Source organism: Aeoliella straminimaris (assembly GCF_024054565.1).
Taxonomy (GTDB): domain Bacteria; phylum Planctomycetota; class Planctomycetia; order Pirellulales; family Lacipirellulaceae; genus Aeoliella; species Aeoliella straminimaris.
Window position 1 is genome coordinate 195,933 of record NZ_JAMXLR010000051.1, and the last position, 16,217, is coordinate 212,149.

Annotated in this window: 16 protein-coding genes; 15 read left to right on the forward strand and 1 reads right to left on the reverse strand. The window is 60.0% G+C overall.

Features of this window, described 5'->3' with window-relative positions; translation table 11 throughout:
- Positions 1-212 precede the first annotated feature (212 nt).
- Positions 213-2,963, forward strand: coding sequence for a DNA gyrase subunit A (gyrA, locus tag NG895_RS14545; RefSeq protein ID WP_425267233.1), 2,751 nt, complete (start codon positions 213-215; stop codon positions 2,961-2,963).
- Between the two features lie 110 nt (positions 2,964-3,073).
- Complete coding sequence (locus tag NG895_RS14550) at positions 3,074-4,780, forward strand: type II secretion system protein GspG (protein WP_252853238.1); 1,707 nt, start codon at positions 3,074-3,076, stop codon at positions 4,778-4,780.
- Between the two features lie 24 nt (positions 4,781-4,804).
- Here NG895_RS14550 and NG895_RS14555 read toward each other — a convergent pair whose 3' ends face one another.
- Positions 4,805-5,362 carry a hypothetical protein gene (locus NG895_RS14555; protein ID WP_252853239.1) on the reverse strand — a complete coding sequence of 186 codons (558 nt, stop codon included), beginning with the start codon at positions 5,360-5,362 and terminating at the stop codon, positions 4,805-4,807.
- Positions 5,363-5,687: 325 nt separating this feature from the next.
- On the opposite strand from NG895_RS14555, the gene NG895_RS14560 reads away from it, so the two are divergent.
- The 13 genes from NG895_RS14560 to NG895_RS14620 all read left to right on the forward strand — a co-directional run bounded on the left by NG895_RS14560 (position 5,688) and on the right by NG895_RS14620 (position 16,149).
- Positions 5,688-6,245, forward strand: a complete 558-nt coding sequence (locus NG895_RS14560; RefSeq protein WP_252853240.1) for a PEP-CTERM sorting domain-containing protein — start codon at positions 5,688-5,690, stop codon at positions 6,243-6,245.
- 96 nt (positions 6,246-6,341) lie between these two features.
- Complete coding sequence (locus tag NG895_RS14565; RefSeq protein ID WP_252853241.1) at positions 6,342-7,328, forward strand: isoaspartyl peptidase/L-asparaginase family protein; 987 nt, start codon at positions 6,342-6,344, stop codon at positions 7,326-7,328.
- Between the two features lie 1,342 nt (positions 7,329-8,670).
- A complete protein-coding gene (locus NG895_RS14570) occupies positions 8,671-9,114 on the forward strand; it encodes a hypothetical protein (protein WP_252853242.1) in 444 nt (147 codons plus the stop codon).
- Positions 9,115-9,479: 365 nt separating this feature from the next.
- Entirely contained in the window at positions 9,480-10,151 is a 672-nt protein-coding gene (locus NG895_RS14575) for a hypothetical protein (RefSeq protein WP_252853243.1), read from the forward strand.
- Positions 10,152-10,218: 67 nt separating this feature from the next.
- The gene (locus NG895_RS14580) at positions 10,219-10,683 is read left to right on the forward strand and encodes a hypothetical protein (protein ID WP_252853244.1); all 465 of its coding nucleotides are present in this window, start codon (positions 10,219-10,221) and stop codon (positions 10,681-10,683) included.
- A gap of 64 nt (positions 10,684-10,747) precedes the next feature.
- Positions 10,748-11,134, forward strand: coding sequence for a hypothetical protein (locus NG895_RS14585; RefSeq protein ID WP_252853245.1), 387 nt, complete (start codon positions 10,748-10,750; stop codon positions 11,132-11,134).
- A gap of 59 nt (positions 11,135-11,193) precedes the next feature.
- Entirely contained in the window at positions 11,194-11,427 is a 234-nt protein-coding gene (locus NG895_RS14590; protein ID WP_252853246.1) for a hypothetical protein, read from the forward strand.
- Between the two features lie 231 nt (positions 11,428-11,658).
- The gene (locus NG895_RS14595; RefSeq protein WP_252853247.1) at positions 11,659-13,368 is read left to right on the forward strand and encodes a choice-of-anchor Q domain-containing protein; all 1,710 of its coding nucleotides are present in this window, start codon (positions 11,659-11,661) and stop codon (positions 13,366-13,368) included.
- A gap of 116 nt (positions 13,369-13,484) precedes the next feature.
- Positions 13,485-13,925: a 50S ribosomal protein L13 gene (rplM, locus tag NG895_RS14600; protein WP_252853248.1), complete on the forward strand. Its 441-nt coding sequence runs from the start codon at positions 13,485-13,487 to the stop codon at positions 13,923-13,925.
- Positions 13,926-14,085: 160 nt separating this feature from the next.
- The gene (gene rpsI / locus NG895_RS14605; protein ID WP_252853249.1) at positions 14,086-14,487 is read left to right on the forward strand and encodes a 30S ribosomal protein S9; all 402 of its coding nucleotides are present in this window, start codon (positions 14,086-14,088) and stop codon (positions 14,485-14,487) included.
- Positions 14,488-14,652: 165 nt separating this feature from the next.
- A complete protein-coding gene (locus NG895_RS14610; RefSeq protein WP_252853250.1) occupies positions 14,653-14,991 on the forward strand; it encodes a hypothetical protein in 339 nt (112 codons plus the stop codon).
- Positions 14,992-15,300: 309 nt separating this feature from the next.
- Positions 15,301-15,498, forward strand: a complete 198-nt coding sequence (locus NG895_RS14615) for a cold-shock protein (protein ID WP_252853251.1) — start codon at positions 15,301-15,303, stop codon at positions 15,496-15,498.
- Between the two features lie 141 nt (positions 15,499-15,639).
- Positions 15,640-16,149 (forward strand): hypothetical protein, encoded by a 510-nt coding sequence (locus NG895_RS14620; protein ID WP_252853252.1) that lies wholly within the window; start codon positions 15,640-15,642, stop codon positions 16,147-16,149.
- Positions 16,150-16,217 lie beyond the last annotated feature (68 nt).

Genomic DNA, 16,217 nt, shown 5'->3' on the forward strand with positions numbered 1-16,217 from the left:
GCCACCTGGGCATCCGGCGTGGGGGCGAATTCGGCCCTGGCTCCAACCTTCTCAACCACCCCGCCCCAGTTTCTTTCGGGACGTGGCAAGAGCCCTCTAAAACCAGGCTTTTCGGCAAGCCGGCGACCGCGGCTGCTCGTTGTGAGCGAGCCCCCAAAAGAGTAGAATAAGTCGCTTATTCATTACTCATCACCCGCAAGGATGAACCCACTGTGGCAGACGAACCGAACGATCCCACTGGGCCGGAAGAGACCGGACCGGAAGAGACTGGTGCGACTCCCGAGGCGGAGGGCAAGACCGAAGAGGCCATCGCCGCCCGGCTGATCGACCTGCCGATCGAAGACGAGCTGAAGGATAGTTATCTGACTTACGCCATGAGCGTGATCGTCAGCCGCGCGCTGCCCGACGTGCGGGACGGCCTGAAGCCTTCGCAGCGCCGCATCCTGGTGGCGATGAACGACCTGAATCTGGGTCCCGGCGCCGCGCGGGTGAAATGCGCAAAAATCTCTGGTGATACCAGCGGTAACTACCACCCCCACGGCGAAAGCGTCATCTACCCGACGCTGGTCCGCATGGCCCAGGAATGGAACATGCGTAACCTGCTGATCGACAAGCAGGGCAACTTCGGCAGCATCGCCGGCCTGCCCCCGGCGGCCATGCGATATACCGAAGCCCGCCTGGCGCCGGTCGCGTCGATGATGCTCGAGGATCTGAAGCTCGACACGGTCGACTTCATCCCCACTTACGACGAACGGCACACCGAACCGGTAGTGCTGCCCTCAAAGTTCCCCAACCTGCTGGTCAACGGCTCGGGCGGCATCGCCGTGGGCATGGCCACCAGCATTCCGCCACACAACCTGAAGGAAGTGTGCGCCGGCGTGATCTCCCTGATCGACGATCCGGAGATTTCCATCACCGGACTGATGGAGCATATCCAAGGTCCCGACTTCCCCACCGGCGGCATCATCTGCGGCCGCAGTGGAATCCTCAAAGGCTACCAGACTGGCCGCAGCACGGTGGTGGTTCGCTCGCACACCAGCATCGAGGAAAATGGCAAGAAGTCCCGCATTATCATTCACGACATCCCCTACCAACAGACTCGCGACGCACTGGTCAAGAAGATCGCGGCGCTAGCGAACGAAGGCAAAGTGCAGGGCATCAGCGATGTGCGCGACGAGAGCGACCTGAACGAACCGGTACGGGTGATCGTCGAGCTGAAGCGTGATGGCGACCCCGACATCGTGCTCAATCAGCTCTACAAGTACTCACCGCTGCAGGACACGTTCAGCGTGATTTTCCTGGCACTGGTCGACGGCAAGCCTCGGGTGCTGAACCTGAAGGAGATGCTGCAGGAGTTTGTCCGCCACCGCGTGACGGTGATTCGTCGCCGGACGCAGTTCCTGCTGTCCAAAGCCCGCCGCCGGAAGCACACGGTGCAGGGTCTGCTGCTCGCGCACGCGAATATCGACGAAGTGATCCGCGTGATCCGTGCGTCGAAGACGCAGCCCGAAGCGAAACAAGCCCTGATGGAGATCAAGACGCCCGGCGCGCTGCTCAAGCGAGCGTTGGGCGACGAAGGTTACGCCCAGTTCCAGGACGAGCGGGGCGTGGCCGAGGAGTACTCGCTGACGCCGGTGCAGGCCGACGCCATCCTGAAGATGACGCTGGGCCAGTTGGTGAACCTGGAACAAGAAAAACTGGCCGACGAGCACGCCGAACTGCTCAAGCAGATCGCCGAGTACATGTCGATCCTGGCCGACGAGGCGATCATTTACGGAATGATCCGCCAGGACATGGTAGACCTGATGAACTCTCGCCACGCCGACGATCGGCGGACCGAAATCTCCGGCGAGGAGATCGGCGAGGTGAACATGGAGGACCTGATCGAAGAGGAGACCATGGTGGTCTCCATTTCGCACAATGGGTACATCAAACGCACCCCCGCCAGCACGTACCGCGCGCAGCGTCGCGGCGGCAAGGGGATCAGGGGTGCGACCGTCGACGATGACGACCCGGTCGAGCACCTGTTCGTCACCAGCACGCACGACTACCTGCTGTTCTTCACCAACTACGGCAAGGTCTACTGGCAGAAGGTCTACAACCTGCCCGCCCTGTCGCGAGAAAGCAAAGGCCGCGCGATCGTCAACCTGCTGAACCTGGCCGAAGGCGAGAAGATTGCCGACTGCCGCGCGATTCGCGACCTGACGCAGGAAGACAGCTACCTGGTGATGGCCACTCGCAAGGGGCTGGTGAAGAAGACCGAGCTCAAGGCGTACAGCCGCCCCATGAAGACCGGCATCATCGCCATCAAGCTGAAGGATGGCGACGAGTTGGTCGACGTCTCGCTGGTTCACCCCGGCGACGAACTGCTGCTGGCCACCGCCAAAGGCATGGCGATCCGCTTCAGCGAAGCCGACGCCCGCCCGATGGGCCGCAACGCCAGCGGCGTGAAGGGCATCAACCTGGGCAAGGACGACTGGCTGGCCGGCATGGTGGTCGCCGTGCCCGAGGCCACGCTGCTCACCGCCACCGAGCACGGCTTCGGCAAACGCACACCGTTCGGACCGAACGCCAGCCCCGAAGGCGAAGCAGAGAGCGACGACGAGGAACTGAGTTCCAGCGCCAAGTACCGCACTCAAAACCGTGGCGGTAAGGGTTTGCGTGACATCAAGACCACCAAGCGCAACGGCCCTGTGATTGGCATTGCCCAAGTCACCGACGAAGACGAGCTGTTGATGATGACCGCCCGCGGCAAGATTCAGCGGATCAAAGCGAGCGACATTGGCGTGATCGGCCGCAACACCCAAGGCGTGAACATCATGACCCTGGGCGACGACGACACGCTGTCGGCCATCGTCCGCGTACCGGCCGAAGAACGCGACGAGGACGCCGTCGAGGCGGAAGCCACCGAGCCGTTGGAGCCAGCTGAAAAGCCGGAAGAGACGGATCAGACGGAGGAGTAGTCCTCCGGAGATAGCCAACGAGCTACGCCTCGTCGTGCAACTACTTGGGACGCTCTTCCGACGAGGTGTAGCTCGTCAGGTTGGGGGGAATTGAAGTGCGCTGTGCATTCTTGTCCACGCTCATCGCGTGCTGCTGCTGTTCGTTGCTCGCCGCCGAGCCGCCTAAGATTACGGTCTCCAAGGAGACCACCTATATCACCAAGCCGCTGACCGAAGACGGCCTGCCCGACTATCGCCGCGCGTGGCTCGAACGACTACGTAAGCGCAAAGTGCCCGCCAGTGAGAACGGCGCGGTCGACTACTGGCAGACGGTGGGCCTGGCGATGGTGGACGAGAAGTACCGGCAGGCGTTTTGCGACGAGCTCGGCATGCCGACGCCGCCGGAAGGGGGAGTGCTGGAGACGGTGAGTGGTGATAAGACGACGCGCGCCATCGCCATTTGGTATCTGCAACAGACGGGGGTCGACGTCGATGAAGAGAGCTTTGCCCAGTACGAAGCAGCTCACCCCAACGCCGCTCTCGCGGCACAGTTGTGGCCCGACGATCTAGAGACATTTGTTGCTACCAACCGATCCTTCGCCGCGCATCAGGTGCCGCCGCTCGTGGAATGGAAAACACGCAATACCGCAAAGCTGGACCGGATCGTCGCCGCGATGGAGCAACCCAACTGGTATGCTCCACCGCCATCCCTGTGCGTTGCGGTCGATGAAGATCCCACCATGATGGGGCTCGGAACGATGGATCAGCGAAGCGTCGCCAACTGCCTGGCCATGCGTGCCCAGATCGCGTTGGGGCAGGGAGATCTGACATTAGCTGTCCGAGATCTGGTGGCCATCCATCGCCTCAGCAATATCCAGCCTCCAGACCTGTATCTCGATCTAGTCCTATTCAACGCAGCACGGATACTCAGCGCAGCACCGGTGGAATTGCAGCTTGTTTCCCGCAGCGATGCAACGGACCGGCAGCTGTCGCAGCTGCAACAGCTGCACGCCCTCGATGTACCGCCATCTCGACTGCCCGGTGTACTACGAGCAGGCGAACGACTTTACGGACTCAACTACAGTCTTGCCCTGCTCCAGAGGCACGAGGAAGTTCTCCAAACGCTGGGTTACTTCTGCGACGATCCGGCGGCCGTGCAGCGCACCCGCGACCTGCTGGAACTGCCCCTCGATGCCAACCGCTTTCTGCGTGGAGTCAATCGCGACTTTGAAAAACAGATCGCCATCGCTGAAAAGAGTAACGTACGCCAGAGGCTCGCCGAAATCGAATCCATGAATAAGGACTTATCAGACGAGCTTGTCGCCACGACACCACTACAGGAATTGTCTCTTCAGCAACGTGCTGATGCACTCCTCGAATTGCTATGGCTTATCCAGGGTAGCTCTTTCGACACGATGATCCAGGGTGAAGCCCGTCACGCAACCCACGACCAACTCATGCACCTCGCCATGGCCTTGGGCCGCTATCGACTCGCTAATGGCGAGTATCCCGAGTCGCTCGAGGCCGTGGTGCCGCGGTACGCGGCCAGGATTCCCGTCGACGCGTATGGCAACGAGTCATTCGGCTATCGCAAAACCGACAATGGGTTTCTGCTCTATTCGTACGGCCTCAACGGCGTCGACGACCGCGGCAGCCACAACGACATGAACATTCTGTCCGGCTACACGGCCGCGGCGTACTCCGACCAGGTTCGTGAGTTGCTGGGCGACGATCTGCCCGGCCCAGGTTTGCTCGAGGGGTACGTACCCGTTAGCGCCGACGACGTTGCGATTCGCGTGCCCCTGATCGAAGTTCCGCTGCCCGGCGACGGCGAGTAACTCCCCGCCAACAGCCACAACCACTCAGCTCGCCACGCCCGGCCACAACAAGGTGAAGATCCCAGCCGTGATCAACGCAAACACCAGGCCGTCCACGACCGTCATGGCCGTTTTCTGGCGAAACCAAAACGCGGCCGGGTACGGGCCAAGGGCATGGCACAGCACGCCGGCCGTAAACACCAGGGCGAAGATGTCGAGCTTGTCGGTCTCGCCCGGCGCGAATGCAATCGAAGCGATGTAGCCAATCAGGAATGCGGCCAGCAGGAAGTAGGCCACGGTCAGGCCGATGGCCTTGCCCATGTTGAGGGGCGTGTCCCACAGCACCAGCATTCCCTTGCACCCACCTTGGAGCTTTCGCTTGAACTCGTCCGAGTTCATCTGCGCAGAGTCCTCGCAAAACGGGAACATGTACTGGCCAGCCGGCGACTGGTGGGCGTCGAGCAAGCCGAGCAATTCGTCCTCGGCCGGCAGTTTTTTCCACTCCGGCTTGTGGTGCGGCAACACCATCCAGGCCAGGGTGCTGGCCACATGGGTGGCTACCCCCGCGAGCAGAATCGGCAGCCATAAGTCGAATACTGACATGGATTTAATCCCTCCTGCGAGAAGCTCGCACCTTCTCAAAAAGGCCCTGTTTCTGCGGCTTTTGCATCTTTTGGTGGTCTGTCTTGGTTGGCATGATTATATTGCATGGTGTCTCTGGTCGCCTGGTCGACCATTTACAAACCTTCTGAGAGTGTGTTGCTAATCGCCAAACGTGCTTCCTGACTGGCCCCGCCGCAGTTCGCTGCTTTCCTGCGGGCCCTGTTGCGCTTTTTCTCAGCAACACTCGTTTTCTTGCGTGCTGTAATAATCCGCGCGTTGATGTTTACCTCGTTCGTTCAACCCCGCATCCTAGCTTGTACAAGAAATGACTCATTCCAAATTCGCTCCACTCGCACAAGTCTTCTCCATTGTCATGCTGGCCCTGGCCTGCAGCACGGTGCGCGCGGCGACCCTCGAAACGGAACCCACCTTCACGTTTACGAAGGAACCCTTTGACGACCCCACGCTGGAAGCGACCCAGGATCGCATTAGCGACAATGTCTGGATCACCCGCGCCGACGTCGAAGGCATCTACAATGCCGCAATGGAACCGCGCTACACCAGACACACCAGCCCCCTGGGCGTCGAATGGGCGCTCGGCACGCTGGACGACGACATCGACTCGCTGACGTTCGACAGCTGGTTCAACACCATTGCTGCAAATCCGCCCAACTCCGTCGGCCAGAACATGGTGATCCACATCCCGGCGGATAACGCTTATTACAACCTACGATTCACCTCGTGGGGCCAGGGTTCTGGCTCCGGCGGCGGGTTCAGTTACCTCCGCTCGTTGAACCCGCTGGTCGTGCCCGAGCCTTCGAGCATCGCCATGATTGGCATTGCCGCCGTCGCGCTGGTAGGATGGCGGGCGCGCAAACGATAGCGCCCGTTCGTCATCCTCCAGGATCGATTCGCCATGCACGTCAGGTTGGGCCATTGGATAGTTGTTGTATTGCTCGCCATCGGAACCCTGCCTGCCATGAGTGATGCGCAGTCCACCGACAAAGCTCCACAGTGGGTGCTGGTCCTGCATGGCGGGGCGGGGAGCATTCCCGGCGACACGGCCGACGACATTCGTACCGGCTACGAGAACGGGGTTCGCCAGGCCATGGAGGTCGGCGTCCGATTGCTCGAGCAGGGACGCCCCGCCGTGGACGTGGTGGGCGAAGTGGTGGTGAGTCTCGAAAACACACCCATCTTCAACGCCGGCAAAGGAGCCGTGTTCACTGCGGCCGGTGGACACGAACTCGACGCCTGCATCATGGATGGCAGCAACATGGGCTCGGGCGCCGTAGCCGGCGCCAAACGCATCAAGAACCCCATTCGCGCTGCCCGCCTGGTGATGGACAACACCCGGCACATCCTGCTGGCCGGCGACGGGGCCGACGAGTTCGCCATCGCCAATGGCTGCGAAGAGGTCGACCAGGCCTACTTCTTCACCAGCCGCCGGTTTCATGCGCTCAATCAGTTCCTCGAGCGGAACGGCCAGCCAACGTTCGACAAGCCGGCGTATCCGCTGCCTGCGGATGTTCAACTCGAAGCGGCCGAGGCCGACTCGCCTGGCAACACCGTGGGCTGCGTCGTGCTCGACGTGCATGGCAACCTGGCCGCCGCGACCAGCACCGGTGGGCTCAACGGCAAAATGCACGGCCGCATTGGCGACACGCCGATCGTGGGCGCGGGCACTTACGCCAACAAATTTTGCGGCGCCAGCGGCACCGGCACCGGCGAGCAGTACATGCGTCATACCATCTGCACCAAGGTTGCCTGGCTCGTCGAACAAGGCCAAAGCCCCGAGGAGGCCGTGGCCCACTGCCTCGACGACATTCTCAATCCCGGCGACGGCGGCATCATCGCCATCAGCGCCGACGGCCGCGTCACCGCGCAGTCGAACACCGGCTCGATGCCCCACGCCATCGCCGACTCCAACGGCCGCCGCGAAATCGGTATCTGGTTCGAGGACTAAGCCGCCCGATCTCTCGCATCGTCCCGAGGGAGCGTCGCTCGTATCATCCCGAGGAAGCCGCGTTCTTCTCCTTCCGAGGAAGCCGCGCTCAAGTCATCCTGAGGGAGCCGCGCTCATGTCATCCTGAGGGAGCCTAAGCGACCGAAGGATCTACTCTCTACCAGCAGCACCCTCCGAGGCCGGGCTCGGCCCGGCCGATGGCCTGCTCTTTTTGGGCCAACGTTTTGGGCCAACGATGGGGGATCTACATCCATGGGCCCAAAACTCCCACTGTTTTGGTCCCCTCGAGGCGCAAAAACCTCTGTTTTTCTCGGCTAAACCACTTGGAGGGTGCGACAAAACTCCCCGAGTTGTTCCCCGCGTGTGCACCGTGTTGGCCCAAAACCCTCCGTTGGCCCAAAACCCAGATTGTCGCCGCTGGCTCCGCCGAACGAGTGAAGAACCCACCACCACGCTCTCTTGCGCGAGCAAACCAAAACTCCGAAGTGTATTCCGATTTCAGCGAACACATTGGACGGTCAACTTTCGCGGACGACGTGGTCGTCCGGCTACTCAAGACGAGACCGCGAAGGGCAAGCAAGTCGACTATCTACTCTCCAAGCTCACCCCGCATTATCCCCCACCGAGTGTAAGAAAACTACAAGCAACCTCGTAGAACGGAATTTATTCCGTTCTACGTTCCTGAATTACTGCTTTCACCCCATTTCTCAGCAAAGTGTCTGCGGTTGGGGATTGCGGTTATACTCGAAGCTCAAGACTGCGACCGCCGCATTTGCTGGATGCGGCGCTTCCGGCTCGCTGGAAGCCCGCACAACTGCCCCGCGCAGCTAGCAGCAGCGATTCTGTTTCCCGAGGGTGCAATCCGCAACCAGCCTGCTGGCAACTGCGACGGAACCAACTCGATGAGCAGAACAACAATCTTCCGGCACTCAGGTCTTTGCGTTACTGTTTGTTTAATGAAGATTGTAGTCAATAATCACGATTATGGTTGACGACTCTGCGCCCCCCCCCGTTAAAGTCAGACTATTGGGCAAACTGCTCTGGAGGAATAGAGATGAGGCTGATGAAGAAGCTTGTGTGTGCCGTGGTTCTACTGTGCGCGGCGCGGCCGGTAACGGCGGGGACTGTTACGTTGGGGTTTGAGGCGGAGGTTGCGAGCGTGGTACCAATCGGAGAAGGGTTGGACCTGCCTTTCGATGTAGAGGTAGGAGACATTATTATGGCGTCTTTCGCTGCGTCCCCAGAAACAGGTTCACTTCGGATCCAGACCGATGAGTTTTTCCTAGAGAAGACCGACTACAGCGTGGTCGTCGAGAACGATGCCCCCGACTGGATTCCTCTAATGGGTCGAATCGCAGACCCTGAAAACACGCCAGTAGTCGACCGAGGCCCCGGTGGAGTTAGCGACGTCTTTCGCGTAGGCTGCGCCGAAACGGAAGACATAGCACTGTGCGAAGGAACTCCGTTGATGGGGGATCAGGCGATTCTGTGGATTGCCAGTGTATCACTTATAGGTGACAGCGCACTAATCAGTAGTGAGAATGAAACGCTAAACCTAAGCACGTTAAATGCTTTCTCCTTCCGAGAGATGTCGCTGACATTTTTCGATCCTAGCACCGGAAATGCGGTGAAGGTCGGTGCGTTCGTTGGCGACGTACGCGTAGTTCCTGAACCAGCGTCCACGCAGTTGATAACCGCGTTGTTGCCCATGCTGATACTTTGCACCTCGCTACATGCATGTCCATGGCGTCCCCACTTTCGTCACAAGAATGCCACTGGCGAGTAGTGGTGTTAAAACCTTACATGGGAAGACCAATGGGGACACCCAGCCAATCGTGTCCTTGCTGGAATGCCACAAGTGACCATCCAACATGAGCTTAGCTCGGCGACATTCGCTGCGTGACATCGCCAGCTTGGATGGCTGCCCCCCCAACTAGCTCATTAGTTACTAGCTTCTCACCACTTTCGTCGTAGCATTCTCGGGCTGCGGAATACCGACTGCGATTGATTGTAATGGATTCAAAACGTATTAGCCATTTCACACCACGCGTGAATGCATGAAGATACCCTTCACGCACCCCGATTCTGGTTGACGAACTCGCCCCCCCGTTATTGTCAGACTATTGGGCAAACCGCTCTGGAGGAATAGAGATGCGACTGATGAAGAAGCTTGTGTGTGTTGCGATGTTGCTGTGCGCGATGCAGCCGGCAACGGCGGGGACTGTGACGCTGGGGTTTGAGGCGGAGGTGCTAGAGGTGAATCGAGACACGCCCCCACTTCAACTGCCATTTGAAGTTGAAGCAGGAGACAGATTTCGTGGCACGTTCACGTTTGAACCACTGGATGTTGGTTCTGAGATAGACCAGACAGAAATAGTTGAACCATACGCTGTGAAGTTCGTGATCGATGGCTACGCATTCTCTACCGCGGATTATGTAGCGCAAAGTTTTGACAATATTCTCTCCGACGAAGACTTGGGCTCTCCTCCCGCTGCTCCTGAAGATGTGATCCGACTGAAGAAGACGCTTGGTGAGAGCTTGGGCGACTCGTCCATGCTGCAGTGGGGATTCGCATTTGCGTTTTTTGGCGACGAACATGTGATGAGCGGAGCTGACTTTCCCGCCGACATCGAGGCTTGGCGCGATTTTTCGGAGGCAAGTGTGCGTGTTACTTTCGCGAATCAAGGCATGGACAACTCCAGTAGCGTTTTGGCTTCAATTGTTGCACTCCGCCAGGTTCCCGAACCGAAAGCAAGTTCTATTTTTGCTGCAATTGCCGCAAGCCTTTTTCTCTACAGAATCGGATCGGATGCTCCAGATTAGCAATGCTTGATTATCTGACAGCTCACAACGAAACCTTGGAAAAACCGCGAGTTACGGAAGGCCAATCATGCAGTTTAGGGCAAGAGGAACAGGAACGCGTCTCTCAATTGAGCAATTGGAAAACAAAGACCTGCTGGCGATCGTTTGGGCAAATGAATCAGCAGCTCTTAATACATTTGATCTCGAATATGGCGTGAACAATGCCACAACTGCCCAAGCGGTCGTCAATCGCGCGATCAGCGACTGGAATGCTGTCATCAACAGTTTCAACTACGCCGAAGATCTGGACGCAAATCCCAGTAATGACTTGAACGACACGTACTATTTGTCAGTTTTTGCTGAGGACTTAGGTGGCGGCACGCGTGGTCAGGTGCAGTTCGCAGACACCCAGTACAACGTCGACAATAGTCCCATTTCGGGAACGATACGCCTGGATGATAACGGTGGAGGGGCTGGGTGGTTTTTCGGACCAATGGGGACACCCAGCCAATCGTGTCCTTGCTGGAATGCCACAAGTGACCATCCAACATGAGCTTAGCTCGGCGACATTCGCTGCGTGACATCGCCAGCTTGGATGGCTGCCCGCGTGGAATTTCGTGCTTACACGCGATCGAGTGCGCTTTGGTAGCGGGGCGCCGACGGGGGTTTCGACGGGCCCCACCGACACAGAAGTTGCCTTTGGTGATTTCGATATCACGGACGACCTCATTGTCCGTGGTGTAAATGGGGTAACTACTCCTCAAACAACCTTCAAGTGGCGTTCCGATCTGCCATCAGACACCGTCTTTGAATTGCTGGGTGACTACAATCTGGACGGCACCGTCGACAGCCTCTCCGACTACACGGCGTGGCGGAATCGCCTAGGAAGCACTACGAGCCTGGTTGCCGACGGAGACGATGATGGTATTGTCGACGCCGACGACAACCTAATTCGAAATGCCAACTTCGGTAACACGTTTGCGATATCCAATGTCACCGTCTAAGCATTGAATGAGTTGTGTCCGCTCTGGCAGTGCCCCGTTGGTGCCTTCCCGCGCTCGCGATGTTCGCCTCGCCTACGGTGAAGGGCGACACAGACCTGTCTGCCACCGCGCCAGGCACTGGCACGGCGGCCCCCGCTAGCGCGGCTGCTGACGCCGCGCTATTGCTGGTGGGGCGCGAAACAAAAGCCAGGCCGGCGCTGGCCAGCATATCCCGGACGGGTGGCACGCCGAGTTCCTCCGGCGTCGGCGAGGAGCATGAGGCCGGTCTCGAGGTCGCCTGGGGGCTTCGCTAGGGGGCAATCGGCTTGGCGGCCGAGAATTGCCGGTTTTCGCCCTCGTTTGCGGCGATTCCCCCGGTCTTTCGCCCTAACTCGAGTGCCGCGACCACAAGTTGCTTGGAGCTTTTCGAGCGGCAACTATAATTAATTTCTTGCGCGCCGTGGCCAGGGCTGGCCAGGCACCGCGCGCCGGGGGCGCGAGAGCGCCTGGGAAGGGGAACTCCATTGGTACCGCATCGTAGTCGTATGCAAGCTCGTCGAACGCACTCGCGCAAATCCATCGCCGCCGGCCCGCGACCATTGGCGGTCGAGCCGCTCGAAGCGCGCCATCTGCTGGCCACGATTCCGGTCACCACGTTGCAAGACAGCGATAACGACGCCGACGGAATGACGTCCCTGCGCGAGGCGATCGACCTCGCCAACCTACAGCCGACACACGATGTCATCCGGTTTGTCGAGGCGACGTGGGGTGGCACCATCGAACTAAACAGCGCACTGCCGACCATCCGGTACTCCGTCACGATGGAAGGTCCCGGCGCCGACCTGATGAAGATCGACGCAGGCGGTGGATTGACCGCAGAACCTGGCGACGGCTTCCGCGTGCTCACCATCGACAACGGCAGCGAGGCCACCAGCCTGGCGGTGAACATCAGTGGCCTCACCATCACCGGCGGCGATCCCAGCACCGCATCGCGGGAAGGTGCGGGGGGCGGCATCTACAATCGCGAGAACCTGACCCTCACCGACAGCATCGTCACTGGCAACACGGCCACCACCGGTGGTGGCATCTACAACAGCGGTCAACTGGCGGTGGTCGAAAGCTCGATTACCGGCAACTCCGCTACGGCGACCGGCGGTGGCATTCGCAACACCCTGTCGACCAGCGTGATCCGCAGCACCGTGGCCGGCAACTCGGCCGTGGACGGGGGTGGCGTGTACAACAACAGCGACCTGTCGGTACTGCGCAGCACGGTGTCGGGCAACATGGCCGCCAGCCGCGGCGCTGGCATCTACAGCCAATACTCGGCCAACCTGATTCAAAGCACGGTGTCGGGGAATGTCGCGAGCTACGTCGGCGGCGGCATCTACAGCCTGCAGACGCTAACCATCACCGGCAGCACCATCACGCTGAACGAAGCCGGCTATGGCGGTGGCATCAACAACGTGGCGGCGGCCGACATCCGTGGCACCATCGTGGCAGGCAACACCGCCACGGGAAACGACGCCAACCTGTCGGGCGACCTGGCGGCCACCAGCCAGTTCAACCTGATCGACGTCGATCCGAAGCTCGGACCGCTAACCGACAACGGCGGTCCCACCCCGACCCACTTGCCACAGGCCGACAGCCCGGCGGTCGACGCGGGCGATCCGGCGATCGAGCCCGATGCCAATTCGTTCGACCAACGGGGCGTTGGCTTCGTGCGCGTGGCGGACTCGACCGGCGGAATGGATGCGGTGATCGACATCGGCGCGGTGGAGTTCCAGCCGCCGCCCATCCTGCCTGGCGACTACAACACCGATGGCCAGGTCGATCTGGCCGACTACGTGGTGTGGCGAAACCACCTGGGTGCGGCGGCCGCGGCCTACGCGGGTGCCGACGGCAACGGCAACGGCCGCATCGACTCAGGCGACTACCAGGTGTGGAAGGCGAACTTCGGCCTCTCGACCCCACCGGCGGCGGTGGCGGCAGCCAGCTCGCCAGCGGAAACCAGCCCCGCAGCGACCGATGCGGCACTGGCGCTGTACCTGTCGCCGGAATCGGAGCAGGACCAGCCGCAAAACTCGCCCGAAACCAGTGATTCCACGCCCAATTTGGCCCCGCCGGAGTCGTCGCTCACTGCGGCCCCCGACGGCGAGTCGGACGAGGCGTTGGAGCCAATCCAGGACGAAAAACCGAGCTCCGAGGGCGATTCCGGCAGTGCGGACGGGCTCGATGCACTGGGCCCGGTTCTCTAGCTTACGAGGCCTCCGCAGCCCCTTGCCGGCTCGAGCCAGAAGTGGTATTCTCCGGGACTTCGCCTATTTCGCGCTTCCAAGCAGGGAGCGCCCGTCGATATTCCGCGTAGATTTGAGTGTCCGCGATGAAAACTTATATGGCTAAGCCGGCCGACGTCGAGCAGAAGTGGCTGCTGGTGGATGCCACCGACAAGGTGGTGGGCCGCCTGGCGAGCGACATCGCCGTCCGCCTGATGGGCAAGCACCGCCCGACCTACACGCCCCACGTCGATACTGGCGACTTCGTCGTCGTGGTGAACTGCGAAAAAGTGAAGTTCACCGGCAAGAAGTGGGAACAGAAGAAATACACCTGGTACACCGGTTACCCCCGCCAGCGTTCGATCTCCGCCAGCGATCAGCTCGATCGGCATCCCGAACGCGTGCTCCGCGAAGCGGTCCGCCGGATGTTGCCCAAAAACAAGCTGGCCAAGCAGATGCTGGACAAGCTGAAGATTTACGAGGGCGACCAGCACCCGCACCAGGCCCAGAGCCCCGAAAAGGTGGAACTGGCCGTCTAGTATCTGGTCAAGCCGAACTTCTCGGATCGTGATCGCAAGACGCCTCGATAGTTCAGACGTTTGTCGAGATTACTACCCGAAAAGATTCGTTTGACAAAACACGGGCATCGCAACATGGATGCCTCCCTGACCCCCGAATCCTGACCCCTGATCCCTTCCCATGGCAGATACCAAAGTCATCGACGCACTGGGCACCGGCCGCCGCAAGACCTCGGTCGCCCGCGTTCGCATTCGTCCCGGTTCGGGCAAGATCACCATCAACAAGCGCGAGCTGGACGAGTACTTCCCCGTCCCGCAGGACCGCAACGCCGTAGTAGCTCCGCTGGATAGCTGCGAACTCCGCGATAGCGTGGACGTCGTGATCCGCGTGCACGGCGGTGGCAACACCGGCCAGGCTGGTGCTTGCATGCAAGGCATCGGTCGGGCGCTGATGAAGTACGACAGCGACCTGCACGAGAAGCTCCGCGAAGGCGAGTTCCTCACACGCGACTCGCGTATGAAGGAACGCAAGAAGCCCGGTCTGCACGGTGCCCGCCGCGGTACGCAGTTCTCCAAGCGTTAATCGCTGGCCGAACGCTACTTCGAGACCATTCAAAACGGCCGAACCACTCGCTGGTTCGGCCGTTTTTTTGTTGGCACCCGCTCCCGCCACAAGTGTGCAGCCGCGGCGGCAGTTGGTTAAACTGGCATCGGCTTGGGCTTCGTCACTGCCTCAAGGGAAATAACGATGGACGAGAATCCGTATTCGTCCCCCGCCGAAAGCGAGCCGCCTGCGGAAGCTACACCCCCACGCGATGCTACGCCAAAAGATATGGCGAGGTACGCACAACTCGGCCTGCGGCTGCTGGGCGTGATGCTTCTGGCTGAAGGGCTGATTGGCCTTGTTGGCAGCAGCATTTTCGGAGCCATCGAACTGTGGCAGCTTGTCCAAGACGGCTACGACCCCTCGCCGGACCCTTACGTGTATGGGTGGTTCGCCTCGTCGGTGGTCTCCTTTGTTATCGGTCTGTATCTGATCGTGAGCGGCCGGTGGGTCCTGACCAACGTATTCCTGCCAGCAGAGTGAAACCAGGCACCCGCACCGCTGCGATCTGCCGCCCCGTGGCAGGGGCAAAAACTGGCAAATTCGCCCGAAATCGCTCCACAATATTTGCTTCGCTTGATAGCAATGCAGCCGGGTCCCGCGGCCCAATTTGCAGAAAACTCCTATAAAATCCGCTTGGGCGGAGTTCTCCCTTCGCCCGCCAGGAAAACGCCGCCTACCAGTCGGCTGGGCGCCCCGGTTGTGGTAGACTGTCGCGTTGTGCGGCCACGAAGTTTTGTTAATCGTGGCTTGGCACCACTTTTTCAATTTTTGAGTTTGAGGTTGAGGTTGATGGCAGAAGGTACAATTAAGCGTTTGACGGACAAGGGATTTGGATTCATCGACACGGGAACGTCAAAGGACCTGTTCTTCCACTCGTCTAACGTCGAAGAAGTGCGCTTCGACGAACTACGGGAAGGCCAGCAAGTGACGTACGTCGAAGGCATGGGTCCCAAGGGTCCTCGCGCCGAGCAGGTCCGACCTGTCTAAGACAGGTGGACGACTGTGAAACGAAAAGCCGGCGAGCAATCGCCGGCTTTCTTTTTGCGCGGTGGGATGAGTAAACACGGCTCGATCCAGTTCTTCTGCCAATCGATGAGCCAAGTCACACCTGATTTCAGATAGGTCTCTATGGAAGTTACCGTCGAACAGTTGCACGAGTGGGCCGCCCGCCAAGCTGGGGGCGACGACAAAGCCGCGGCAGAGCTACTCGCCGAGATCACGCTCGAGCCGACCAAGCGCGAGTGGAACTATTGGTGCGACCCACCAGAAGTCGGCGTGTTCGCGGCGACCGGCATCGACGGAGCGCACTTCGGCCAGTTCGTTGCCGAGGACGGCACCTGGCCCGTTGTGCTGATCGCTCCAGAGTGTGCAGAGAACTGCTGGACGATCGTGGGCCAGTCGCTTGATGAGTTCCTCTGCCTGGGCTGCCAGGTCGGCTACGGAGTACTGGTCGAGCTCGCCACCCAGCCGGCCGAGACCGTTCGCAGGATCGAAGAACCTGAGGCAACCACGCCGCGCCAGCAGGAGATACTCGAGTCGCTGCGTCAGGAGTTTTCGCTCGCGCCTTGGGAGGATGTCGGCCGGAGGTTGTTCGAGCTGCAGGAGTTGTATCTGGATGAGTTGATCCTGCCGGATTAATTGACTCTACCTGCTTAAGACTGTTGTTGTGTCACGCAGAGACGCAAAGACGCGGAGGAGGACCGGTT